Raw genomic sequence first — 24,655 nt, 5'->3', positions numbered from 1 at the left:
TCCTTAGCAGAGAGCGTTTAACATACTTTTAATGAAACTTGAGAATATAAATACTGGAAGTTAAACTCTGGTTAATCAGTTTTTTATAATTCGATTTAAAGGGACGAAATCGTAATTTTAAATAAATCAAAAAAATATAATTATGGCTAAAGATCATGGACCACACATTAAAAACGACGAGCAGTACGAAAAATTAAGGGATCAGGGATTGAGCAAGGAGAAAGCGGCACGCATAGCTAATGATCCTAATTCGGGGAAAAAAGGTGGTAAAGCGGAAAAGTATGAGGAGCGAACAAAAGACGAGCTATATCAAAAAGCTAAAGAAGTAGGAATTGTAGGAAGAAGCGATATGTCTAAAGAAGAATTGATCAATGCTTTAAGAAATCATTAGATGAGATCAATCTGGAATGGCTCTATAAGCTTTGGACTGGTTTCTATCCCGGTAAAACTGTACTCCGGATCTGAAGATCGTAAACTCGATCTGGATATGCTGGATAGACGCGATAATGGTAAGATCCGTTATAAAAGGGTGAACGAAGACACCGGCAAGGAAGTGGAGTGGAAAGATATCGTCAAAGGTTTTAAGAAAGACGAGGGTTATGTTATTTTGGAGAAAGAAGATTTTGAAAAAGCAAACCTTAAAAAAAGCAAAACCATAGATATCGAGGAATTTATAGAGGAGAGCGAAGTCGCCGATGTGCTCTTCAAAAAACCTTATTTTCTGGAACCACAAAAAGAAGGAGGGAAGTCTTATAATCTTCTAAGGGATTCACTCAAGGAGACCGGTAAGCTTGGGGTGGCTACTTTTGTGATGAGGCAAAAAGAACATCTTAGCCTTATTGGAGTTTATAAAAAGGTTCTCGTCTTACATGTGATTCGATTTATGGATGAGATAAGAAATCCCTCTGAACTTAAAATGTCCAAAGCAACGGTAAAAAAGAAAGAAGTGGATATGGCGGTTTCCTTAATTGAACAGTATACCACTAAATTCGATTTCAAAAAGTATAAAGATGTTTACAACGATCAGTTACTAAAAATTATCGAATCTAAAGCTACCGGTAAAAAGACTGAAGTAAAAGAATTTAAAAGTGACCCAACCCCGGCTAAAGATCTTATGGCGCAATTGAAAGCCAGTCTGGACAAAAAGAAAAAAGGTAAAGCCTCATAGAAAATGAGCCTCGAGGATTATATTCAGAAAAGGGATTTTAAAAACACACCGGAGCCCGAAGCCGAAATTTCTACGGAAGATAAGCAGAGATTTGTAATTCAGCGCCACCAGGCCAGTAGGCTGCATTACGATCTAAGACTGGAAATAGGTGGAGTTCTTAAAAGTTGGGCAGTTCCCAAAGGTCCTTCGATGAATCCAAAAGATAAAAGACTGGCCATTCAAACAGAGGATCACCCGATAAAATATTTGACTTTTCAGGGCAGCATTCCTAAAGGAAATTATGGAGCAGGGGAAATGCAAATTTGGGATGAAGGGACTTTCCAGTCGGCAACTTCAAAAGATTTTTCCAAGCAGTTTCATGCAGGAAATCTTAAAATTAAATTCTTCGGAAAAAAGCTAAAAGGGGAGTTTGCTCTGGTAAGAACAAACCGGGGAGAGAAGAAAAATCAATGGCTGCTAATTAAGAAAAAAGATGAAAGTTCTACAGAATTTGATTATGATGCAGAAGAACTAATAGAAATAGCCGCTAAAAAACCAGGCAAAGTAGTGGAGCTGGAGTTTAGGGATACAGTAAAACCAATGCTAGCTTCTACCACGAAAAAGATTTTCAACGATCCCAATTGGATCTATGAGCTAAAATGGGATGGCTACCGGCTTATTGCCCATGTTGATAATGGAGAAGTCACTCTTCATTCCCGAAATGGTATTTCTTATAATACCAAATTTCCGAATCTGGTAGAGGACCTGGAAAATATTCCCCATGAAGCCATTCTGGATGGTGAGGTGGTGGTGGTAGATAAAAATGGTATTCCCGATTTTCAAAAATTACAGAATTATAGTCCGCAGACTAAAGGAACTTTAAAATTTTATGTTTTCGATATGCTCTACCTTAATGGGCATAGTATGCTGGATTTAAAATTACTGGAGCGCAAGAGCCTAATCCCGAACGCGCTTGAAGAAACCAACATAGCTGTCTATTGTGATCATATAGAGGGAATGGGCACAGCTTTCTATCAGAAAGCGATCGATGCGGGGATGGAAGGTGTAATGGCTAAAAAAGCCGATTCTACCTACACACCGGGTTATAGAACTGAAAAATGGTTAAAAGTTAAAGCGAATGAGAGCCTGGAAGCACTTATTTGTGGATATACTGATTCAGAAGGATCTGTTTTTGGTTCTCTAATTCTTGGAATTTTAAAAGAAGATAAACTTGTGTATGTAGGAAACTGTGGGACAGGTTTTTCAAATAAAACTCAGGTAGAATTACTGAAAAAAATGAAGGAGCTTGAAACTCCTGCTATTCCTTTTAATATGAAACCTAATTTAAAAGGTAGAAAAGCGAATTGGATCAAACCGGAGCTGGTATGCGAAGTGATTTTTTCTGAATGGACTTCAGCCGGTAGGATGAGACACCCGGTATTTAAAGGTTTACGGAAGGATAAATCTTCGGAGGATATCAATAGCGAATTGCCTCAGGAACCGAAAAAGCAGAAAAGAACATCTTCTTCAAATGCTCTAGAGATAAACGGCAAAGAAGTAAAACTCACCAATCTGGAAAAAATCTATTGGCCAGATTCTGGGCTTCGGAAATATGATCTTATCGATTATTATATAAAAATTTCAGATTATATATTACCATATCTTAAGGATAGACCTCAGAATTTACATAGACATCCCAACGGAATCGATAAAAAAGGATTTTATCAGAAAGATAATGAGGGACTTTTAGAATCCTGGGTAGAAACAGAACAGATATTCTCAAAATCTGCCGATAAAGAGATAAAATATCTTCTTTGCCAGAATGAAGCGACTTTATTATACATGGCCAATTTGGGATGTATTGAAATAAATCCCTGGAATTCAAGAATTTCCAATCTGGATAAACCGGATTATTCGGTGATCGATCTGGATCCTTCAGATAAGAATAGTTTTGATGAGGTCATAGAAGTAGCCCAGGTGGCAAAAGAAATCCTGGACAAAGCTAAGATTAAAGCATATTTAAAAACTTCAGGTTCCAGCGGACTTCATATTTATCTTCCACTTCAAGCCGCTTACACCTATGAAGAAGCCCGTGATTTTACCAAATTGATCTGTTATTTTATACAGGAAAGAACCAAAGGCCTTACCAGTATGCAGCGGGCGGTGAAAAGCAGGAAAGGAAAAATCTATCTGGATTATTTGCAAAATCGCCGCGGACAAACCCTTGCTTCAGCATATTGCGTAAGACCAAAACCGGGAGCTCCGGTTTCGGCTCCTTTAGATTGGAAAGAACTCAAGAAAGGATTAAAAATCACAGATTTCAATATTCAGAATATGCCGGACAGACTTCAGGAAAATCAAGACATTTTTCAGTCAGTGCTTCATGAAAAAATAGATATGGAAGAAGCTTTATCTCATCTTAATAAATTATAAATATTAAATAATTTATAAAAATTCCTACTATTTATGAGGCTTTTGAGAATATAAGTTAAATTGAAAAAAAACTACCAGCCTTAATGCGTAAACGTTTCAAAAAAGTTTTGGGCAGATACAAAAATCTGGATCAGGTTTTTATTTTGCCCTATAGAAGTTATGGTACTTATTCTCACTTATATATTAAAGGTCGGGTCCTGGATAACGAACCACTTCATATTGTTAAAGACCAGTCTATATGGAAAACGATAAAAAATACCTGGAAACAATTTGACAGTTTTGAGATCCCGGATGCAGAGATGCGATTGATTCTTCGTGATAAAGTGAACTTAACCGGCACAACCAACGATGAGGGGTATTTTATTTTTGATAAAACCATAAACGAAAACCTTGCCGAGCATGCCGATAAAGAAGGTTGGCTGGAATATGAAGTTTATTATAGAAATGAGCTGGCTTCAAAAACAGAATTAATCAACAATCCGGCACAAGGAGAATTTTTAGTACCTCACGTAGAGGCTGAATATGGAGTGATTAGTGATATAGATGACACTATTTTGCAAACTGGTGTCACCTCCTTTTTAAAGCTACGTCTTTTAAAAAATTCACTACTTACCAACGCCTATGCGAGAATTTCTTTTAAGGGAGCACCAGATTTATATCAAAAACTTCATGAAGGAGTATCTGGCGAATCAAAAAACCCAATTTTCTATCTGAGTAACAGTCCGTGGAATTTATATGAATATTTAAAATTATTTCTGGATCATAATGGTTTTCCTAAAGGGCCTATTTTACTGAGAGATTTCGTAACACCATTTGACAGATCTCTAAAACCTGAAAAACCGCATAAACAGAAGGAGATTACCAATATTCTTAAGACCTATCCTGATATGAAATTCATTTTAATTGGTGATAGCGGGGAGCATGATGCAAGTATTTATACGGAAATCGCTGCGCAATATTCAGACAGGATTATGGCTATTTATTTGCGTAGCGTTAAACATAAAAAGCAAATGCAGCGGGTACGTAGTTTAATTGATGAATTTGATACCGTGCCTGTATTACTGGCTGAAAATTCCAACGAAGCGGAGAAACATGCCCGCGAAAACGGATTTATCCAATAAAAAAAATCGGTAATCTAAAATTAGCTTACCGATTTTAATAATTTCTCTAAAGTTTAAGTATTTCTAACTTGGATCAATACTGGTTCCTACAGCGGCTTTCTTACTATTGGGAGCCTTTCTCGGCATTGTTCTAAAAATTTGGTCCCAGAGCGGAGATGAAACTCCAAAGGCGCGATCTGGTTCCCTGTAATGATGAATACTATGATGATGCCATAATATCTTTAAAAAGTTGTTAGGTACTTTAAACGCGTGTACAGAATAATGTACTGCTAAATATCCCGCATAGCCAATTAAGAATCCTGCAAGAAATCCAAAGACATAATCCCCTAGGACCGCCCTGTATATTATAAAAAGTACAGTGGCTATAATAAGACTTAATAATGGAGGCATGGCAAGTCGAGATTTATCTTTTGGATAATCATGGTGTACTCCATGCATGGTATAGGAAATTTTCTGTTTTCTGGGAGTGGTAGCAGGAATATGATATAGGTATCTGTGCATCACATATTCAATAAAGGTGAAGAAAAATAATCCCGCCAAAAATAGCCCTATCATAGCTGGTGCCTCAAATCCTTTTTCTATAAGACCATAATAAACCAGAGCCGCAGCGATCACCCCAAAAATAATTAATGGGATAGAAATATGTGTGTGGGTAAGTTTTTCAAGAATGGGATTATTGAATAATTTAGGTGAACCTTTGTGCTTTGGTCTTTTTAATTTAGTCGATTCCATATTCATTTTCATTTTAAAAAAGTCCGTGTAACTCTCCGTCAATACGGTTTATGATATCACCAAGATCTTCAGGATTATTTACAAAGTTAATATTATCTACATCAATTATCAATAAGTTTCCTTTATCATAGTCATGAATCCAGGCCTCATAACGTTCATTTAGCCTGCTTAAATAATCAATTGAGATTGAATTCTCATAATCCCTTCCACGGCTATGGATTTGGGCTACCAGATTAGGAATACTACTTCTCAAATAAATAAGGAGATCCGGACCCTGCACCACACTTTCCATAAGATCAAATAAAGATTTATAATTCTCAAAATCCCGATTAGTCATCAAACCCATCGCATGAAGATTGGGCGCAAAGATATAAGCGTCTTCATAGATCGTTCTATCTTGAATTATCTTCTTTCCACTTTCTCTAATTTGCAAAATTTGCCGAAACCTGCTATTTAAAAAATAGATCTGGAGATTAAACGACCAGCGTTCCATTTTGTTGTAAAAATCTTCCAGGTAAGGGTTCTCCAGTACATCTTCAAATTGTGCTTCCCATTTATAATGTTTTGCGAGTAATCTGGTTAGAGTGGTCTTTCCTGCACCAATGTTTCCGGCGATGGCTACATGCATAATTTGATTTCTTAGGCTGAATTAAGGAGTGTAAATATAAAATAATTGATTTAAAAAGGCAGTAATAGAAGTCAGACTAGGTATATTTTTTTAGCATACTTAACAATTAGCCGTTAAAAAATACTAATTAATTGAAATACAATTTGTTATGTTTTAATTTCATGAGAAAATAAATAATATGAGAAAGATACTATTAATGTTGAGCCTGGTAATGGGATTTTCCTCCTGTTCTCAGAATGATACCAGAGAATCTTTAGTTAGTGCAGATGCTTCTGCTGAAGCTAATTTAGACGAAACACAATTTCCTGTAGGCACAAAATATTCTAACAGTCAAGTGGCTGCACCCGGAGCTTATAATCAATTAAAGCAAGATCTAAAAAAGAATGATGCTATTGGAATTGTTGCAGAAGTAGATCACTCAAAAAATGCAAATTCCATTGGCGAAAAATTGAATTATACTAAAATTATATTTTTTGGAAATCCACAATTAGGTACTCCACTTATGCAACGAAATCAGCTAGCCGGACTGGATTTGCCACAGAAAGTTTTGTTTTATAGAGACGAAAATAAAAATAATATAGCACTTTATAATAGTGTGAATTATCTTGAATCCCGTCATGATCTGGAAGGTGTTTCCACTTTGGATAAAATTTCGGGATCCCTGGAAAATTTGATTTCTGGTGCTACAAAATCTACTATAATGGCTTCGGCCGATCAGGAAGTCGCTTCGGGGGCAGGGATTATAACAAAAAATAGTTCTAAAAGTTTAGAAGAAACATATAGTAGTTTGAGAAGCGCTTTAAGTTCCAATCCAAATATTTTAATTATTGCAGAATTAGATCACCAGAAAAATGCGGCAAGCGTTGGCCTGGAATTGAATCCGACAAAAATTATCATTTTTGGTAATCCTAACTTAGGTACTCCATTAATGCAACAGGGTCAAAGTATTGGTTTAGATCTGCCACAAAAAATGTTGGTTTGGGAAAATGAAGAAGAAGAGGTATTTGTTTCCTATAACGATCCATATTTCATTGCAGGAAGGCATGATATAGAAGGACCGGAAGAAGTTTTGGAAACCATTGCTAATGCCCTGGATAATTTGTCTAATACAGCAACCGGGAATTAAAATATATCCTGAAGACAGGGAGCGCAGCTGGCATACGTCCAGATACAGTCAATAAAATCTGTGAACATATGAAAGAATAATCCGATGCAGATAAGTCGGATTATTTTATGTTTTATAAAAACCATTCCAAGAACATAGGCGGTAATCGCCAGTTCAGAATGAAGGGGATGAAAACCTATACCACAGCGTTCAGGATCAAAAATGGGATTGGCTACAAGATGATCCAGGTCTACGAGCATCGTAGCTGCAAGAGTAAGCCAGTATTTTAACCACTTCTCGCGATCGTAGAAATAAGCGATGGCACCTATCGCTAAAAAATGCAGGGAATAGTGGACTATTTGCTGAATCACTTCTGGTTATTTGGAGTGTTCAGATTCTTCCGAATCGTCGTCTCTAAGCAGGTTATTAAGTTTTCTTTCCAGGGCAATATACCTTGAAATTCCAACTAATAGGAAGAGTATACAAATAAATAAAGCAAGATAACCTACCCACATTAAACTGATCCCCTGATATTCTTTTATCTGAAGTAGAGCTAATCCACTAATTAAAAGATAGATGGAAGCCCTGATGTAAGACAAAAGAGTTCTTTCATTAGCGAGTTTTGTTCTTTCCAGTGCCAGATGTTCTCTCACGAGTTTCTCATCAATGATTCTTGTTTTAAAAGGATTATGCAGTTTTACTCTTCTCATAATTAAAAAGGAAAAAATATGGGTATTACAAAAGATGCGGCGATCCAGATGATAAAGTTAAGCGGTGTCCCGAACTTTAGAAAATCCCTGAAGGTATAATTTCCCGGAGCATACACCATAGTATTCACTGGATAACTCACTGGAGTCATAAAAGTTAAGGAGCAGGCAAACATAACGCCAATTAAAAATGGTTTTTCACTAACCTGCATTGCAGCGGCGAGACTAATAACAATAGGCGTCATTAAAGCAGCAGCAGCTTTGCTGGATAATACATTAGTGGATAAAAATGTAAAAAGGAAAATTAAGCTGAGGGTATATCTGGGATCCATATTTCCGAGGGATTCATAGATATATTGGGAGATAATGTCAGATCCCCCCGTTTTTTCCAGCGCCTTACCCATGGAAAGTACTCCCGCAATCATGAATATTACTTTCCATTCAATTGCTTCATAAGCCTCCTGGGGTTTTAAAATGGTAAGGGTAACGAGTAAAAGGCTTCCCACCATAGCGCTTATTAAGATTGAAGTAATATTGAAGGCGGCTGCGCTTACTACCCCAATTACAATAAGCAGTGCCGGTATTGCCTTTTTATAATCCACCCTTCTTCCCTGGTATTCTGAAAGGGTGACAATAAGCTTTTCAGAAGTAAGCAACGAAATTGCTTTTTCTGAAGCGAATAATAACATCATATCACCTTCCCTTATAGTAACTTTTGAAACATCTTCGGTAATAGTTTCTTTTCGATGTCTAATCGCTAAAACCGAAGCGTAATAAGTGCTTCTGAAATTAAGCTGAGTTATGGATCTCCCGGCAAGTTCAGAACCATAAGGGATCATCACTTCATAAATCTTTTTCTCCTCATTTTGTGGAGCACTTTTTGGAGCAATTTTATCATTTGGTTTTACATTGAGTATATTTTCTTTGTCACCAATTACTTTCAACCCCTTCTTAAGTTTAAGTTTCGCCAGGTTTACAGGATCTACCAGTATTCTAATGAGGTCATTTTCCCTTAACACCGTTTCTCCATTAATTTCATAAACCCTGTAATGTTTTCTTTTTATTCTGAGAATTTGAACTTTATAATCGGTTACCAGTTTAGATTCTGAAATAGGCATATCTACATCATCACTTTCGGTAAGAAGCTCAATCTCTGCCATGTATTTTTCAGCTTCCTTTTTCAAGCCGGTGTCTTCAGGAAGATCTCTTTTCGGTAACAAAATAGGTCCTGCAATGAAAATATAGGTTAGTCCAATACCAAGTAGGCACAATGCTGCAAGAGAAAATTCAAACATTCCAAAAGCTTCCGAACCAAGTTTTTCCGCATAACTGCTAACGAGGATATTGGTGGAAGTGCCTATAAGGGTACAGGTGCCGCCGAATAAAGCCGAAAAGGAAATGGGAATAAGTAACCTTGCAGGACTAATGTTTGCTTCACGACATACCAGTAAAGCAACCGGTATTAAGATAGCTACAACCGCGGAATCATTTATAAATGCTGATAATACCGCGGAGGTAATACACAGCGAAACCAGTGCGAAGAAATAATTGATGCGGGCAATTTTAATGAGTTTTGCACTCAGCCCATCTATAAGTCCAGATTTGAAAACGGCGGCACTCACCACAAACATACAGCCCAGAGTAATAGTTGCAGGATGATTGAATCCTGAAAATCCCTCTTCTGGACTTAAAACGCCGGAAACGATAAAAAGAGCCATTATGATAATGGAAGTAGTATCTATCGAGAAATAATCGCGCACAAAGAGAATGATCCCTATGATGATTATCGCAACGGTTAGATATAATTCCATTATACTGCTTTTTGAGTCATGCTAAAATTTAGTTTGTTCCGTGGCAAACACAATTAGGTCTCATAAAGCTTTGTGTACTCTCATGCCACTGAAAAGCCGAATTATATCTATTATTTTCCCAATAAAAGTTAGTTCTTTCTTCCGGTTCATTTCCAACCTGGTTCATGGTTTTGGCATCAAATAATCTCCCGTTCACCATGGTATAGATGATCGATTCTGAATTTCTAATATCTTCCAGAGGATTTTTCTCCAGAACAATGAGGTCTGCCAGTTTTCCCTTCTGGAGAGAGCCAATTTCTTTATCCATCCCGATATATTCAGCACCGTTAATAGTTGCTGCCTGGAGTGCTTCCATATTAGTCATGCCTCCCATTTGCAATAACCATAATTCCCAGTGAGCTCCAAGTCCCTGAAGTTGGCCATGTGCACCTAAATTAACTTTTACACCTTCGTCTGAAAGTACTTTGGCTGTTTCAGAAACCAGGATGGGTCCATTTTTATATTCTTCTTCAGGCAATTTTGTTCTGTGCCTGGATCTGGAATCAACTAATTCCCGGGGGGTAAAAGTTAAGAGTCGCTCATTTTCCCATACATTGGTTTTGTCATAAAAAATATATTCCCCGTTAATTCCACCGTAATTCACAATTAGGGTAGGAGTGTAGCCGGTATTGGAAGTGCCCCAAAGACTCAGGACATCTTTATAAACAGGGGCAATAGGAATATTATGTTCAATCCCCGTATGCCCATCAACGATCATGTTCATATTATAAAAGAATGTAGAACCTCCTTCAGGCACTACATTCATATTTAATTCCCTGGCCGCCAGGAGAATTTGCTGTCGTTGTTCCCGCCTTGGCTGGTTATAACTTTTAACTGAAGTAGCCCCGAAAGCCTTTGTTCTTCGAAGAGCCGATCTTGCATCCTCCAGGCTGTTTATTTCAGCTTTAAAATCCCCATCGGCACCATACAGAATAATACCGGTGGAATATAATCTGGGACCTACCATATCACCACTCTTTATCAATTCTGAAATTCCAAAAACGGTTTCACTTAGAGCAGAAGGGTCGTGAGCGGTAGTGACACCAAAAGCAAGATTTGCGTAAGATGGCCAGTGTTTTTTAGGGGTAAGGCCATATCGAAAAGCTCCAATATGGGCGTGGGCATCAACGATTCCCGGCATAATAGTTTTTCCTGCCATATCATAGACCTTTGCAGAAGAAGGAATATTCACTTCCCCGGAATTGCCAATAGCCTCAATTTTATTCTTTTTAATAACAATGCTCCCATTTTCAATCACTTCGTCACCTTTCATGGTAATGATGCGGGCATTGGTAAAGGCGATGATTCCCTCAGGAACATCTGTTTTAATTTCAAGTCCTATTTTTGTTCCTTTTTCAGTAATAGGAGCAATGGAATCTGGCGAATTCTTTAAATAAGTGAATTTTTTCGCAATATCATTGGTGAAATATTCATCGCCTAAAGTCCAGTGAATTTTTTTACTGTTATTAGACCAGTGCAAATTGATCCCCGCATCCTTGGTAACCTGAGTAACAGGAAGGGTTTTGGAATCTGGCGTAAGGTCAATGGCCTGCCCGGTCTTTACAAATGGAGCTACATAGGCTTTATGTAAATTGCTAAAAAGTATCCATTTGTTATCGGGGCTAGGAAGAATCCTGTTGGCATATTTTGAATTGATATGCGTTCTTTCATCTTCCCCGTTGAGGTCTACACTTTTTAGGCTTTTTGTAATATTTCCAAAAAAATAGCCACCTGTCTGAAATAAAATTCTGGAATCATCAGCACTGAAAGAAGGGAAAATACCTTCATTCACCAGTCTTTTTTCGTTGTTCCCGGATGCGGTCATGGTATAAATTCCTGGCTCTTTAGTAAAGGTTTGTCCCAGGTCGCTGTTACCGGATTCTTTCGTAAAAACGATCATTTTTCCATCGCCGGAATAGGCTGGGTTTCTATAAATTCCTTTTTCTGAAGTTAAATCCTCGGGAGAGCCACCAGATAAAGAAATCCTTTTTATACTTCCCAATTCTGAATCGTCCCAGCTAACGTAAATAATATGTTTTCCATCAGGAGAAAAGGAAGGTTCAAACTCAAAATCTTCAGAATCTGTAATCCGCTGAGGTTTTCCATTGGGAAGTGATTTTTTCCATAAATAACCAACAGCATTAAAAACCAGTGTTTTTCCATCTGGAGAAGTAACCGCATGCCTTATTACTTTTGGATTGAATTTTTCTGAGAATACCTCGTGATCTGTTTGCAGGGTTTCTGCAATCTTGATTTTTGTAGAAACCTGGAAGGGGATTTCAGAAACTTCATAACTCTCAATATTCACTTTATTTATCTTTCCATTCGCCCAGAAAACCAATTCTTTGTTATTGGGCATCCAACTAAAATTGGGATATACCCCAAAAATGGCCCAGGCTTCCTGCTGATCTTTACTTAACTTGTCAAAAACAGGCCACTCTTCCCCTGTTTCCAGATCATGAATATAAAGTACAGAATTTGTTCTGATTCGTTTAACAAAAGCGAGTTTTGTTCCGTCGGGAGATACTTCAGGTCTTGCAGCCCCACCGGGACCACCTGTAACGGTAATAGTTTCGCCGGTTTCAAAATTATATCGCTTTATTACATAGATCTGCTTGTTGGGATCTTTGTTGTACTGAAAACTTCCCCCGGGATACATGTCTTCGCTGTAAAAAAGATATTTCCCGTCTGAAGTAATGCTTGGCTCATTCACATCCTGCTGGTCGTTTTTACGCTCGGTTAATTGCAAACCTTCTTTTCCAGCAATATGATACTGCCACATTTCACCGGCGCCAAGGGAACGGCCCGAAGTAAAATGCTTTCTGGCAATAAATGAATTTCCATCTGGAGTCCACACAGCATTATTCAGTAGGCGGAATTTTTCTTCGGTAATTTGTTTGGGATTTTCCCCGCTAATATCCATCACCCAAATATTATCGCCACCTCCAGCGTCACTGGTAAATGATATTTTGGTTCCATCAGGACTAAACCTGGGCTGGATTTCATAGGGAATTCCAGACCTGAGGATAGTTGCTTTACCACCGCTTATCGGCATTTTATAAATATCTCCTAAAAGGTCAAAAACAATGGTTTTACCATCTGGACTCACATCCAGGTTCATCCAGGTGCCTTCGGAAGTATTCAAATCTAAAGTTTGGAATTTCCAGGCTTCGGGATATGGATTGGATACATCCCAGGTATCTTCCTTTTTTTCCTCATTTTGAGCTAAAACTGAATTAAAATTGGTAATAATGAATAAAAGGGTACAAACCCTTAGAAGTCTTTGCATGATTGAGTAGTTTTTAATATTTAAATATACAGCATCTTTCTATTTGTTGAAAGTTGCACTGTTTTTAATTTATTTAACTACTCTAACTATTTAAAATGGTAATTGATTGAGATCTACGTTGCCTCCGGAAATAATAACACCAATTTTCTTATTTTTAAACCTTTCCTTTTCTTTTATCACAGCTGCCAGGGGGACTGCGCTGGAAGGCTCCACGATGATCTTCATCCGTTCCCAAATAAGCCTTAGTGTAGATTTTATCTCTTCCTCAGAAACTCTTATGATTTCTTCTACATTTTCAAGGATAATGGGGAAATTTTGATCTCCAAGTTGAGTTTTTAATCCATCGGCTATGGTGTTGACTGTTTCGTTGGTTTCAATTTTGCCACTTTTAAGTGAGCGCCAGGCGTCATCTGCTTCCAGGGGTTCCCCGCCGATACATTTACAATTCGTTCCGAAGTGTTTAACTGCGAGAGCCGTACCAGCTATGAGTCCGCCGCCACCAACGGGGCAAAAGATATAGTCCAGATCGGGATAATCTTCAAGTAGCTCCATCGCCGCAGTACCCTGTCCTAAAATAACATCCAGGTCGTTGGAGGGATGTACAAAAGTTGCGCCTGTATCTTTCAGGATTTTATTCGCTGTTTCTTCCCGATCTTTTAAAGTGGAAGGACATTCTGTGATCTTACCTTCATAAGTTCTAACGGCTGCTTTTTTAACTTCCGGAGCAGTATCTGGCATAACGATATAAGCCGGGACATCCAGGCTTTTTGCGGCAAGTGAAAGTGCCTGGGCAAAATTTCCGGAAGAATGGGTAACCACTCCTCTTGCTTTCTTCTCTTCGGAAAGATTTAAAATCGCATTGGTAGCACCGCGCATTTTAAAAGCACCCATTTTTTGAAAGTTTTCGCATTTGAACCACAAGTTTGATCCAGTAATTTCATTGATAAGCGTAGAACCTAAAACCGGGGTACGGTGAATGTGGGGTTGAATTCTTTCTAAAACTTTATGTAATTGCGACTTTGATATTTTCAAAATGAAATAATTTGAAGGAAAAATAAAGAATCTATTTCAGAAGTAGAAGAAAGCTTATGCTGAATTTATTTTCGGTCTTAATCGTGCGTTTCTTTAGGTTCAGTTGGTTATTCAAATACTTCTTATTTATTCTTTATTCATCTATAGGAATCGTGAGCATGGGGATTTCAGCTTTTTTAATAAGTTCCATAGAGACACTTTCCTGTAAAAGATTATGTAAAAAACTATGTTTGTGGGTACCAACAATTAGAAGTTCAATATGGAGTTTTTTGGCCTCATTCATTACCGTCTCTACGGTTGATCCCTGAATTAACAATGCTTCGGCTTTGATGTCTTCACTTAAGAAATTCTTGCAAATTTCCTGAAGGTTTCGATGCTCTTCCCTGTATTCCTCAGCCTTAACATCACGAATATATTGTGGTCCCGGTTCATAACCCACAAAATCCGGTTCAGGTTCTGCTACATGTAGTACCCAAACTTTCGATTGGAATTTCTGTGCAAGACTGTCGGCATAAACCATTAACTCCCCTATACTGTCATTAAAATCTACTGCAACCATGATATTTTTAAAAGCATCCATCTGTTAAAAATTTAAATTATTAATATCCTTTTTCCCTTTCAACCTTATTTTTAAGCGGTTCTCCTTCTTTCATCCTTTCGTAATTTTCTACTATTTGCGGAACTACAGATTCTGCTTTTGTTACACTGGCAATATGAGGGGTGATATTAATTTTTGAATGCTCCCAGAATGGATGTTCCTCTGGTAATGGTTCTTCTCTGAAAACGTCCAGGGAAGCTCCAGCAAGATGACCTTTGTCTATCATTTCCATCAGGTCGTGTTCTACCAGGTGTTCACCTCTGGCTACATTGATCACATAAGCTCCTTCCGGTAGCATATCAAAAAGATCGGCATTCAGGATATTTTCTGTATCCTTAGTTAAAGGTAATAAACAAACCAGTATTTCGGAATTTTCAAGAAATTCTTCCAGCTGGTCTTTACCATGAAAACTGTTTACATTATCACAATTCTTCTCTGTTTTGGACCACCCGTATACCTTAAAAAAGTTTTTATGAAGTTTATCGGCAACCGCATTACCAAGCACTCCAAGTCCCATTATCCCCACTTTAGTATTCTGAGGTCTTTTATACTGAAATTTATCCCATTCCTTTTCTTTCTGACACTTTACATAATGGTGTAAACCTCTAATATGGTTCATCACCTGGCTAAGTACAAAATCTCCCATATCTTCGGTAAGGGTGTCATCTACTACCTTTGTAACTTCAATCTCCTCGGGTAAAGCATTATCGCTAAAAATATGGTCTACTCCTGCTCCCATACTTGCGATTACTTTAAGGTTTGGATAATTTTTGAATAAACCTCTGGGATGATTCCAGGTAATGGCAAATTCTACATCCTCGTTATCGTGATCTTCAGGATACACGTATATATTCATCCCAGGATGTTGATTTTTTAATTCTTTTACCCAATTTTCCGGATCTCTCCCCGGACATACAATCAATACAGACATAAATTTTTCTTTTTCTTTTTAGCTCACGAAAGCACTGTAACCGGTAATGGCCCGGCCTACGATAAGCGAGTTAATTTCTTTGGTTCCTTCATAACTATAAATAGCCTCAGCATCTGCTACGAAACGGGCTACATCATATTCTAATAAAATTCCATTGCCGCCCAGCACTTCCCGGGCCTGACTCACCACATCCCTCATACGCATACTGCAATACACTTTGGCCAAACTCGCATGTTCGTCTTTTAGAAGATCCTGATCCTGTAATTCAGATAAACGAAAACATAGAGTTTGCATTGAAGTTAAATTAGAAAGCATTTCCACCAGATGGTTCTGGATCAACTGGAAGCTTGCAATAGGTCTTCCAAATTGCTCTCTTTTTTTAGTGTATTTTAAGGCGCTTTCATAGGCTCCTCGGGCACAACCAACTGCCTGCCAAGCTACACCAGCTCTGGTCATTCTTAAAACATTGGCCGTGTCTTTAAAGGAATTCGCATTTTGAAGTCGGTCGCTTTCTGGAATTTTACAATTAGTTAAGGTGATAATGGCATTCTGAACGATCCTCAGCGCCATTTTATTCTGAATTTTTTCGGTTTTAAAACCAGGATTTTCTTTTTTTACCAAAAATCCTTTCACCTGATTAGAATCCAGATCCCTTGCCCAGATAATGGTAACATCAGCAAAAGTGGCATTTCCAATCCATTTTTTCTGACCATTTAAAATCCAGTTCTCTCCATCGAATTTACAGGTAGTTTCTAAACCACCAGCAACACCCGATCCTACATTTGGCTCGGTGAGACCAAAGGCACCGATCTTTTCCATCCTTTGCATCTTCGGAAGCCACTCCTGTTTTTGTTCCTCACTTCCGCATAAATAAATAGAACCCATGGCCAGGCCACTATGAACTCCGAAAAATGTAGAAATGGAAACATCAACCCTGGCAATTTCCTGGGCTATGATCCCTTCCATAAGGAAAGGCAGGTTAGGGCAGCCATAACCTTCGTAAGGAACACCCACGATATTTAGATCCCTGAATTTTTCAATTACTTCAAACGGAAACTGGTCTTTTTTCCAGTATTCATTTACCAAAGGCCTAATTTCATCTTCCATGAAATTTCGCACTTTGAGTTGGATCTCTCTTTGTTCATCGGTTAATTTCAGGTCAAGATTGTAAAAATCACCATCGATGGGAGGAAGGTCATGCTGGCCTTTTTTGCGTTTTGTTTTTAACATTTTCATCAATCCGGCCAATTGACGGTCGTCTAATTTTCCTAAGGTTTTCATCGCTTCAGCCAAATCGATCTTTTGATTGATTTTAGCTAATTGATCCATATCGACCGACTTTAGAAGGTTGATCGTGTTTCGTACTTTTTTAAATAATGACATAGGAAAACCAGTTGGTGAATTTTAAAAATAGGGATTATAGAAGCTCGCCGCTGTTAAGGTTTTCCGAAGAAATGATAAAAAAAAGCCGCTTCTCAGCGGCCTGTTTCTTTCTATTATTTTGAAAAAAATTAATTCATTCCAAATTCTTCCTTCACCTTATCTACATAATCCAGTTTCTCCCAGGTGAATAATTCCACCTTTTTGGTGATTTTTCCGTTATAGGGACTTTCAAAAACCTTTGTTTCTACTCGAGGTTCTTTTCCCATATGGCCATAAGCGGCCGTTTCTCGGTAAATAGGATTTCTAAGTTTTAACCGCTCTTCAATAGCTGCGGGTCGCATATCAAAAATTTCCTTGACTTTTTCGGCAATCTGTCCGTCGCTCAGCTCCGTATTTTTCTTTCCATAGGTATAGACAGAGATTGAAGTAGGTTCCACCACACCAATCGCATAAGACACCTGAACCAGAATTTCCGGAGCTACCCCGGCAGCAACAAGATTTTTAGCAATATGTCTGGAGGCATAAGCAGCAGAGCGGTCTACTTTTGAAGGATCTTTTCCTGAAAAAGCACCACCACCATGAGCTCCTTTTCCACCGTAGGTATCCACAATGATCTTTCTTCCGGTAAGTCCGGCATCACCATGAGGCCCACCAATCACAAATTTACCGGTTGGGTTGATGTGATAAACGATATCATCATTGAACAATTCCTGAACGTAATCCGGTAATTGCTCCTTTACTCTTGGAATAAGGATTTCAATAATATCTTTCTTGATCTTAGAAAGCATTTTTTCATCGTCCTCGTCGAAATCGTCATGCTGGGTAGACACCACTATAGCCACAATCCTTTGCGGAACATTCTCGTCGCTGTATTCAATCGTTACCTGACTTTTGGAATCAGGTCTCAAATATTCAATATCCTTCCCTTCTCTTCTTAATTTTGCCAGTTCAATTAGGATCTTGTGAGATATATCAAGGGCGAGGGGCATATAATTTTCGGTCTCATTGGTTGCATAGCCAAACATCATCCCCTGGTCACCAGCTCCCTGTTCTTCCTTATTCCCACGATCCACACCCTGGTAAATATCCTGGGACTGCTCGTGTATTAAAGAAATTACGCCACAGGAATCACCGCTAAATTTATAGGCGCCTTTAGTATAGCCAATATCATTAATCACATCCCTGGCGATATTTTGTACATCTAAATAGGTATTGCTCCTCACTTCACCTGCAAGTACTACCTGTCCTGTAGTTACGAGGGTTTCGCAGGCAACTTTGGATTCCCCGTCAAAAGCAAGGAAATTATCTAATAAAGTATCACTAATCTGGTCTGCAATTTTATCCGGGTGGCCTTCAGAAACACTTTCTGAAGTAAATAAATAAGCCATTCAATTCTGTTTTTTAATTTATAAGAATAGAAAAATTTGACGTGAAGGGCTAAGTGGAGTGTGATAAACATTCTGCTTTAGCATTTTAATACACTTTTTTCAAAGCATAATAGGGTTGCAATCAGTCAAATCTATCCCTTTTAATATGTTGGCTACAAATGTATAAAAATTCATATCATACTAAATGTATTTAACGTCATTTTATCCTTCTTGGATATTTCACCTAAATTATTTCGATAATTAGGGCGTTGCGCTTCGCCAAAAAAGGCTTGCGCCGGGCTTTCGCGGCTCGCTTCCCCCCTTACCTCCCAATTTTTTGGGATGTCGGAATTTCTATTTAGGAATTCCGGGAGGGTGGGGGGAGAGCTCAAACAACCCGCTCAATCCCTAACGCAGGCAAAACCTCTGAGATTTTATAAACCTGCCTGATTTGTTTTTATTCATGGCCGGTTAAAGAAACTAGACCGCTTCGCTTTTAGATATAAGAAGTTAGACTTGAACTAACTAACTGATAAACAAAAAAGTTTGAAATTGTGTTTTTCAATGAATGCCAGGATTCAAAAATTTGTAAAAGCAGGGTATAGATAATGGTAAAATGCTTTGAACTACTGAAAATTATGGATTCAGGTTTGTTCTTTATAATTTTTATCGGACACTATTGATTTGTTTTCAGGAAAAATATTCCGAAAAAACCAACAGGCACCACAATAAAATTTTATATAAACAAAAACAGGCTTCAAAATTTAAATTTTCATAATTCTTCTTCTTTTGCTTGGATATTAAAAAAGTCTGTCGTTATCTTTGTACACGAACAAATCGTAAATAATGATCAGAACAATTTGCAATATGATGTGTATGATGCCGGAAACTTCCGCAGCGCACATTATTGCATAAATTGAAAATATATAAATGCAAAAAGCCGCTGCCAACCGCAGCGGCTTTTTTTATATCCTGATTTTTGTCACTCTGAGCGGAGTCGAAGTGTTTAGATAAGAACCAAAGCTCCAAAATTGAGTTTTAAATGTTTAGAGAACTAATGAGAACTACTTGTAACCAAATGATGAGTATGTGTATGGAAATGATGTGTATGTGTCGCATGGAATGCTATTGCCAAAACTTGAGAATTTAATTAGTTATAATGTTCAATTCATAAAGTCCCCCTGGTAATAGCAAATCAGGGGGACTTTTTTATTAGTGCGATTTATTAAATAAACCTTTAAAAATTATAATTATGAGTACTCAAAATTTTTCAACAAAAGCATTGCACGCAGGTCACGATACTACCCAAAATGGTGGAACCAGGGCCGTGCCCATTTATCAAACAAGTTCATACGTATTTAACGATAGCCAACATGCTGCCGACCTATTTTCCCTGGCTAAACCAGGATTTATCTATACCAGATTAAATAATCCCACTAATGACATTTTAGAGCAGCGGTTGGCGGCGATAGAAGGGGGGATTGGAGCAGTAGTAACAGCTTCTGGAACGGCAGCTATTAATACCACACTACTTACTTTGCTTAAAGCGGGCGATCATATTGTAGCTTCCAGCAGCCTTTATGGAGGAACTTATAATCTGCTCAAAAACACCCTGCCGAGGTTGGGGATCACCACCACTTTTGTGGATCCTCAGGATCCAGTAAATTTTAAAAAAGCAGCCAAAGAAAATACACGGGTATTTTTTGTAGAGTCGCTGGGGAATCCAAAACTGGATGTGCTGGATCTTAAAGGAATATCTAAAGAAGCCAGAGCTTTTAAAGTTCCGTTTATTGTAGATAATACCGTCGCAACGCCATATTTGCTAAACCCAATCGAGCATGGCGCCGATATCGTAATTCATTCCCTTACTAAATATATTAACGGGAATGGCACTTCCCTGGGAGGGGTCATTATAGATGCTGGTAGATTTGACTGGGCCAATGGTAAATTCCCTGAGTTCACCGAGCCATCTCCTGGCTATCATGGGCTTGTTTATCACGAAGCTTTAGAAGAAGCTGCTTTTATTGCCAAAGTTAGAATTGAAGGTTTAAGGGATCATGGTGCGGCACTGAGTCCGTTTAATGCATTTCAGATTATTCAGGGATTGGAAACTTTAAAGATCCGTATTAAGGAGCATAGTAAAAATGCATTAGAACTCGCTAAATGGCTACAGGAACAGGAAGAAGTAAAATGGGTGAATTACCCCGGACTCGAAAGCAGCAAATACTATGATCTGGCAAAAGAATACCTGCCTGAGGGTCAAAGCGGATTAGTGACTTTTGGGGTGCAGGGCGGATATGAAGCGGCAAAAACAGTGGTAGATGAGTCGAAAGTATTTTCCCTACTTGCAAATATCGGGGATACTAAATCCCTGATCATACATCCTGCAAGTACCACTCACCAGCAATTAACAGAAGATGAGCAGGCTACCACAGGAGTAACACAAGACTTAATACGGCTTTCCGTAGGCCTGGAAGATGTGGAAGACCTTAAAGCAGATCTAAAAGAGGCTTTTTTAAAAATAAAAAAGAAATCATTGGTTTAATGCAACTTGTTTCGCTGAGCTTGGCGACGTACCTAATACTAAGATTTAAGAAGGCTTCGACAGGCTCAGCCGGACAAAACAATGGATAAATTGAGTTTTATAGAAAGATGCTTGAAGAGATTAAAATAGAGAACTTTAAAAATTCCGCAGGAAGTGTTCAGGATATTCACCTGTGTTATCAGTTCTTCGGAAGAAAACCGGCAGAGGCTCCCATTATATTGGTAAATCATGCTCTCACGGGTAACTCCCTGGTTACGGGTAGTGAAGGCTGGTGGAAAGACCTTATTGGAAAAAATAAGTGTATCGATATCGATAAATTCTGTGTCCTTGCTTTTAATATTCCCGGCAATGGATTTAAAGGACATGAAGATCAATTTTTTGAAAATTATAAGGAATTTAGGTTAAAGGATATAGCTAAAATACAGGCACAGGCACTGGAAAAACTGAATATCACTAAACTTTTTGCCATCATAGGGGGAAGTATTGGTGGTGCTTTAGCCTGGGAACTGGCAGTTTTAAAGCCAAATCTGGCCGAGAATATTATTCCTATTGCCTCCGATTATAAGTCTACAGACTGGCTTATTGCAAACTGCAGGATACAGGATCATATTTTGAATAATTCGTCAAACCCGGTACATGATGCGAGGATGCATGCAATGACTTTTTACAGAACTCCGCAGTCGCTGGCTCAGAAATTTGCAGGGAAAAGAAATTCGCAAGATCAGTTATTTGAAGTCGAAAACTGGCTGTTGTATCATGGGGAAAAGTTGAAGAGCAGGTTCACCCTGAAATCTTATAAACTGATGAACCATTTACTTACCACCATCGATATTAGTAATGGCGATGGAAATTACCTGGAAGCGGCAAGAAAGATCAAGGGAGATATTCATATCGTTACGGTGAATTCAGATTTGTTTTTTCTGGCGGAAGAAAACTGGAATTCCTATGTAGAAATTTCCCTGCTCAAAAATAATATTAACATTCATGAAATTAGATCTATCCATGGCCACGATGCATTCCTGATAGAAACAGATCAATTGAACAGATTTTTAAAACCAATTTTTCAACCAACGAAACAAAATTATGAAAACAATTCATCTCGCTCTGTTTGGGCCGGGTAAAGTAGGAAGCAAGTTGCTGGAACAGCTGGCCCATTCTGAAGAGCATTTAAAGAATTCTTCGAGAATCAGAATTAAACTGATCCTTATTGCAGATTCTTCACATGCTCTTTTAAATCGGAAAGGAATAAAATCTGACTGGGATAATTTATTTAAAGAAAGTTCGCAGCGGTATTCATTTGATGATATTGAAGAATATTTTAAAAAGAATGAATTTGAGAACCTTATTTCTATAGACACTACGGCCAGTAATGAATTTCCGCAGAAATATTTTGCCCTGGTAAATTCCGGAAGTCATATTATCGCGGCAAATAAAGTCGCCAATACCCTGTCTTCTGAATTTTATGATGAGCTGAGAAAAGAATTAAAGAATAACAACAAAAATTTCATTTACGAAACAAATGTGGGGGCAGGTTTGCCCATTATTGAAACACTAAAAAATCTGCATCTTTCAGGAGAAAAAGTAACAAAAATCAGAGGTGTTTTTTCAGGATCCCTGAGCTATATTTTCAACAAATATTCAGATAGCGAGAAAGAATTTTCAGAAGTCTTAAAAGAAGCGGGAATATTGGGTTATACCGAGCCCGATGCGCGAATTGACCTAAGCGGAAAGGATGTAGGTAGAAAATTATTGATCCTTGCCAGGGAGCTTCAGTTGAAAAAGGAATTTGAAGAAGTAAATATTCAGTCTTTAATACCAACGCAATTAAACGGAGAGACCAGTCTTGAAGAATTCAATAAAAGGATAGAGGAACTGGATCTGCACTTTGGAAATTATAAAAAAGAGAAGTCTAAAGATGAGGTTTTAAGATATGTTGGGGAATTAAATGCGGTAAGTGGAGACCTGGAAGCAAAACTAATCCATGAACCCAGAACATCTGTCCTTGGGCAGATAGAAGGCGCTGATAATATTTTCGAGATTTATACGGAATCTTATAAAGATCAGCCCCTGGTAATTCGGGGAGCAGGAGCAGGAGCTGAGGTGACAGCCAGAGGTGTATTTGGAGATATTTTGAAAGTATCTGAACGTTTAAACTAAAATTTGAAATGAAAAATCCAGAAGCTACAGGAAAAGAGAAAAGTGATTCTAATGGTCATTTTCACGAAAATTTTGAGACTATCGCGGTGCGAACTCAAAGTGAGCGGACTCAGTTTCAGGAGCATTCGGTTCCTTTATATCTAACTTCAAGTTATGTCTTTGAAGATTCTGAAGATATGAGGGCGAGCTTTGCGGAGGAGAAAGAGCGAAATATCTATAGTCGCTTTACAAATCCCAATACTTCAGAGTTTGTAGAGAAAATGGTAAAAATGGAGGGTGCAGAAGCAGGTTATGCTTTTGCCACGGGGATGGCTGCGGTTTTTTCCACGCTTGCTTCTTTATTAAATAGTGGCGATCATATAGTTTCTGCAAGGTCAGTATTTGGATCAACCCATGGGTTGCTTACTAAATATTTCCCGAAATGGAATATTTCACATTCCTATTTTGATGTAAATAAGCCGGAAACGATTGAAAGTCTCATTAAGCCCGAAACGAAGATTCTTTTCGCGGAGTCTCCCACCAATCCGGGAGTAGATATTTTGGATTTGGAGCATCTTGGTAAAATTGCTAAAATACATAATCTGATTTTGATCATCGATAATTGTTTTGCCACACCCTATCTTCAGAATCCCATAAAATTTGGAGCTGATCTGGTGATACATTCTGCTACAAAATTGATAGACGGGCAGGGAAGAGTACTTGGAGGTGTAACGGTAGGCCGGGAAGATCTGGTAAGGGAAATTTATCTTTTTAGCAGAAATACCGGGCCGGCCCTATCACCATTCAATGCCTGGGTACTGTCAAAGAGTTTGGAAACCTTATCGGTCCGGCTGGAAAAGCATTGTGAGAATGCTTTAAAAGTAGCTGAATTTCTAGAAGAAAAAAAGGATACTCAAAATGTAAAATATCCCTTTTTAAAGTCGCATCCACAATATGAAATCGCGAAAAAGCAAATGAGACTGGGCGGAAATGTGGTGGCTTTTGAAATAAAAGGAGGGATTGAAGCAGGGAGAAGGTTTATAGATAAGCTTAATTTTTGTTCGAGATCTGCAAATCTTGGAGATACCAGGACTATAGTGACGCATCCTGCTTCCACGACCCATAGCAAATTGTCTAAGGAGGAACTGGAAGCGGCAGGGATTTCTGAAGGTTTGGTTAGGATTTCTGTTGGTCTGGAACATGTAGATGATATCATTGAGGATTTGAAACAGGCGATGCGGGGAAGTGAAGAGTGAAGAGTGAAAAGTGGAAAGGGGAAATTAAGTCAGGCTAATGCGGGCGTAACCCAGAGCAGCGCGACAGTCTAATTCGAATGCTAACAAAAGATTGCGTCGCTTCGTTTCACTCCGCTCGCAATGACAGGGAGAAGTGAGAAGTGAAAAGTCAAGAGTGAAATGTGAAAAGGAAAAATTAAGTCAGGCTAATGCGGGCGTAAACCAGAGCAGCGCGGCAGTCTAATTGGAATGCTAACAAAAGATTGCGTTGCTTCGTTACACTCCGCTCGCAATGACAGGGAGATGTGAGAAGTTTTCGACATTGCTTTTTTGAGAACACTATAAATTTTAATTTCTGATAACTGATAACTGATAACTGATAACTGATAACTGATAACTGATAACTGATAACTGAT

Annotated in this window: 21 protein-coding genes; 9 read left to right on the top strand and 12 right to left on the bottom strand. The window is 38.3% G+C overall.

All coding sequences use genetic code 11. From position 1 onward, the window contains the following. Positions 1-142 precede the first annotated feature (142 nt). The 4 genes from Q1K34_RS09505 to Q1K34_RS09490 all read left to right on the top strand — a co-directional run bounded on the left by Q1K34_RS09505 (position 143) and on the right by Q1K34_RS09490 (position 4,701). The gene (locus Q1K34_RS09505) at positions 143-391 is read left to right on the top strand and encodes a Rho termination factor N-terminal domain-containing protein (RefSeq protein WP_300437737.1); all 249 of its coding nucleotides are present in this window, start codon (positions 143-145) and stop codon (positions 389-391) included. After that, the gene (locus tag Q1K34_RS09500) at positions 392-1,168 is read left to right on the top strand and encodes a Ku protein (protein WP_300437735.1); all 777 of its coding nucleotides are present in this window, start codon (positions 392-394) and stop codon (positions 1,166-1,168) included. A 3-nt stretch (positions 1,169-1,171) separates the two neighbouring features. Beyond that, complete coding sequence (gene ligD, locus Q1K34_RS09495; protein WP_300437732.1) at positions 1,172-3,580, top strand: DNA ligase D; 2,409 nt, start codon at positions 1,172-1,174, stop codon at positions 3,578-3,580. Positions 3,581-3,663: 83 nt separating this feature from the next. Next, positions 3,664-4,701 (top strand): App1 family protein, encoded by a 1,038-nt coding sequence (locus Q1K34_RS09490; RefSeq protein WP_300437730.1) that lies wholly within the window; start codon positions 3,664-3,666, stop codon positions 4,699-4,701. 63 nt (positions 4,702-4,764) lie between these two features. Here the strand turns inward: Q1K34_RS09490 and Q1K34_RS09485 are convergent, their stop codons facing one another. Continuing rightward, positions 4,765-5,433 carry a sterol desaturase family protein gene (locus Q1K34_RS09485; RefSeq protein WP_300437727.1) on the bottom strand — a complete coding sequence of 223 codons (669 nt, stop codon included), beginning with the start codon at positions 5,431-5,433 and terminating at the stop codon, positions 4,765-4,767. Between the two features lie 13 nt (positions 5,434-5,446). After that, positions 5,447-6,061 (bottom strand): deoxynucleoside kinase, encoded by a 615-nt coding sequence (locus Q1K34_RS09480; protein ID WP_300437726.1) that lies wholly within the window; start codon positions 6,059-6,061, stop codon positions 5,447-5,449. Positions 6,062-6,239: 178 nt separating this feature from the next. Between Q1K34_RS09480 and Q1K34_RS09475 the strand changes: the two genes are divergently transcribed. Next, positions 6,240-7,187 carry a DUF302 domain-containing protein gene (locus tag Q1K34_RS09475; protein WP_300437723.1) on the top strand — a complete coding sequence of 316 codons (948 nt, stop codon included), beginning with the start codon at positions 6,240-6,242 and terminating at the stop codon, positions 7,185-7,187. Here the strand turns inward: Q1K34_RS09475 and Q1K34_RS09470 are convergent. The 9 genes from Q1K34_RS09470 to metK form a co-directional block, all read right to left on the bottom strand. Next, complete coding sequence (locus tag Q1K34_RS09470) at positions 7,184-7,537, bottom strand: DUF6122 family protein (protein WP_300437720.1); 354 nt, start codon at positions 7,535-7,537, stop codon at positions 7,184-7,186. The genes Q1K34_RS09475 and Q1K34_RS09470 overlap by 4 nt on opposite strands. Before the next feature lie 6 nt (positions 7,538-7,543). Beyond that, positions 7,544-7,876, bottom strand: coding sequence for a DUF202 domain-containing protein (locus Q1K34_RS09465; protein ID WP_300437717.1), 333 nt, complete (start codon positions 7,874-7,876; stop codon positions 7,544-7,546). 2 nt (positions 7,877-7,878) lie between these two features. Next, positions 7,879-9,684: an SLC13 family permease gene (locus tag Q1K34_RS09460; RefSeq protein ID WP_300437715.1), complete on the bottom strand. Its 1,806-nt coding sequence runs from the start codon at positions 9,682-9,684 to the stop codon at positions 7,879-7,881. 28 nt (positions 9,685-9,712) lie between these two features. Beyond that, the gene (locus tag Q1K34_RS09455; RefSeq protein ID WP_300437713.1) at positions 9,713-13,012 is read right to left on the bottom strand and encodes an amidohydrolase family protein; all 3,300 of its coding nucleotides are present in this window, start codon (positions 13,010-13,012) and stop codon (positions 9,713-9,715) included. A gap of 90 nt (positions 13,013-13,102) precedes the next feature. Continuing rightward, on the bottom strand, positions 13,103-14,038 hold the full coding sequence (locus tag Q1K34_RS09450; RefSeq protein WP_300437861.1) for a threonine/serine dehydratase: 936 nt from the start codon (positions 14,036-14,038) through the stop codon (positions 13,103-13,105). Positions 14,039-14,177: 139 nt separating this feature from the next. Further along, positions 14,178-14,624, bottom strand: a complete 447-nt coding sequence (locus Q1K34_RS09445; RefSeq protein ID WP_300437711.1) for a universal stress protein — start codon at positions 14,622-14,624, stop codon at positions 14,178-14,180. A gap of 19 nt (positions 14,625-14,643) precedes the next feature. Beyond that, entirely contained in the window at positions 14,644-15,573 is a 930-nt protein-coding gene (locus tag Q1K34_RS09440) for a glyoxylate/hydroxypyruvate reductase A (RefSeq protein ID WP_300437709.1), read from the bottom strand. Between the two features lie 18 nt (positions 15,574-15,591). Further along, on the bottom strand, positions 15,592-16,956 hold the full coding sequence (locus Q1K34_RS09435; protein ID WP_300437707.1) for an acyl-CoA dehydrogenase family protein: 1,365 nt from the start codon (positions 16,954-16,956) through the stop codon (positions 15,592-15,594). Between the two features lie 128 nt (positions 16,957-17,084). Further along, positions 17,085-18,344: a methionine adenosyltransferase gene (gene metK, locus Q1K34_RS09430; RefSeq protein WP_300437704.1), complete on the bottom strand. Its 1,260-nt coding sequence runs from the start codon at positions 18,342-18,344 to the stop codon at positions 17,085-17,087. A 1,231-nt stretch (positions 18,345-19,575) separates the two neighbouring features. Here metK and Q1K34_RS09425 point away from each other — a divergent pair. The 4 genes from Q1K34_RS09425 to Q1K34_RS09410 all read left to right on the top strand — a co-directional run bounded on the left by Q1K34_RS09425 (position 19,576) and on the right by Q1K34_RS09410 (position 24,260). Next, complete coding sequence (locus tag Q1K34_RS09425; protein WP_300437701.1) at positions 19,576-20,868, top strand: O-acetylhomoserine aminocarboxypropyltransferase/cysteine synthase; 1,293 nt, start codon at positions 19,576-19,578, stop codon at positions 20,866-20,868. Between the two features lie 107 nt (positions 20,869-20,975). Further along, positions 20,976-21,989, top strand: a complete 1,014-nt coding sequence (locus tag Q1K34_RS09420; RefSeq protein ID WP_300437698.1) for an alpha/beta fold hydrolase — start codon at positions 20,976-20,978, stop codon at positions 21,987-21,989. Then, entirely contained in the window at positions 21,952-23,025 is a 1,074-nt protein-coding gene (locus Q1K34_RS09415; protein ID WP_300437695.1) for an aspartate kinase, read from the top strand. The genes Q1K34_RS09420 and Q1K34_RS09415 overlap by 38 nt, the downstream gene beginning before the upstream one ends. 8 nt (positions 23,026-23,033) lie before the next feature. Beyond that, entirely contained in the window at positions 23,034-24,260 is a 1,227-nt protein-coding gene (locus tag Q1K34_RS09410) for an aminotransferase class I/II-fold pyridoxal phosphate-dependent enzyme (protein ID WP_300437693.1), read from the top strand. Between the two features lie 185 nt (positions 24,261-24,445). Here the strand turns inward: Q1K34_RS09410 and Q1K34_RS09405 are convergent. Then, positions 24,446-24,655: hypothetical protein (locus tag Q1K34_RS09405; protein WP_300437690.1), on the bottom strand; the 210-nt coding region annotated here is incomplete at its 5' end.

The sequence above is a fragment of the Christiangramia sp. genome (genome assembly GCF_029937855.1).
GTDB lineage: Bacteria > Bacteroidota > Bacteroidia > Flavobacteriales > Flavobacteriaceae > Christiangramia.
Note: the sequence above shows the minus strand (reverse complement) of the source record. Positions and strands in the feature narration are given on the sequence as shown.

Bases quoted from the DNA above. Each gene is read 5' to 3' on its own strand.
- Q1K34_RS09440 (WP_300437709.1), bottom strand. From the start codon at position 15,573: ATGTCTGTATTGATTGTATGTCCGGGGAGAGATCCGGAAAATTGGGTA.
- metK (WP_300437704.1), bottom strand. From the start codon at position 18,344: ATGGCTTATTTATTTACTTCAGAAAGTGTTTCTGAAGGCCACCCGGAT.
- Q1K34_RS09420 (WP_300437698.1), top strand. From the start codon at position 20,976: ATGCTTGAAGAGATTAAAATAGAGAACTTTAAAAATTCCGCAGGAAGT.
- Q1K34_RS09425 (WP_300437701.1), top strand. From the start codon at position 19,576: ATGAGTACTCAAAATTTTTCAACAAAAGCATTGCACGCAGGTCACGAT.
- Q1K34_RS09410 (WP_300437693.1), top strand. From the start codon at position 23,034: ATGAAAAATCCAGAAGCTACAGGAAAAGAGAAAAGTGATTCTAATGGT.
- Q1K34_RS09485 (WP_300437727.1), bottom strand. From the start codon at position 5,433: ATGGAATCGACTAAATTAAAAAGACCAAAGCACAAAGGTTCACCTAAA.
- Q1K34_RS09460 (WP_300437715.1), bottom strand. From the start codon at position 9,684: ATGGAATTATATCTAACCGTTGCGATAATCATCATAGGGATCATTCTC.
- Q1K34_RS09500 (WP_300437735.1), top strand. From the start codon at position 392: ATGAGATCAATCTGGAATGGCTCTATAAGCTTTGGACTGGTTTCTATC.
- Q1K34_RS09465 (WP_300437717.1), bottom strand. From the start codon at position 7,876: ATGAGAAGAGTAAAACTGCATAATCCTTTTAAAACAAGAATCATTGAT.
- Q1K34_RS09490 (WP_300437730.1), top strand. From the start codon at position 3,664: ATGCGTAAACGTTTCAAAAAAGTTTTGGGCAGATACAAAAATCTGGAT.
- Q1K34_RS09435 (WP_300437707.1), bottom strand. From the start codon at position 16,956: ATGTCATTATTTAAAAAAGTACGAAACACGATCAACCTTCTAAAGTCG.
- Q1K34_RS09480 (WP_300437726.1), bottom strand. From the start codon at position 6,061: ATGCATGTAGCCATCGCCGGAAACATTGGTGCAGGAAAGACCACTCTA.
- Q1K34_RS09445 (WP_300437711.1), bottom strand. From the start codon at position 14,624: ATGGATGCTTTTAAAAATATCATGGTTGCAGTAGATTTTAATGACAGT.
- Q1K34_RS09475 (WP_300437723.1), top strand. From the start codon at position 6,240: ATGAGAAAGATACTATTAATGTTGAGCCTGGTAATGGGATTTTCCTCC.
- Q1K34_RS09415 (WP_300437695.1), top strand. From the start codon at position 21,952: ATGAAAACAATTCATCTCGCTCTGTTTGGGCCGGGTAAAGTAGGAAGC.
- Q1K34_RS09505 (WP_300437737.1), top strand. From the start codon at position 143: ATGGCTAAAGATCATGGACCACACATTAAAAACGACGAGCAGTACGAA.
- Q1K34_RS09455 (WP_300437713.1), bottom strand. From the start codon at position 13,012: ATGCAAAGACTTCTAAGGGTTTGTACCCTTTTATTCATTATTACCAAT.
- ligD (WP_300437732.1), top strand. From the start codon at position 1,172: ATGAGCCTCGAGGATTATATTCAGAAAAGGGATTTTAAAAACACACCG.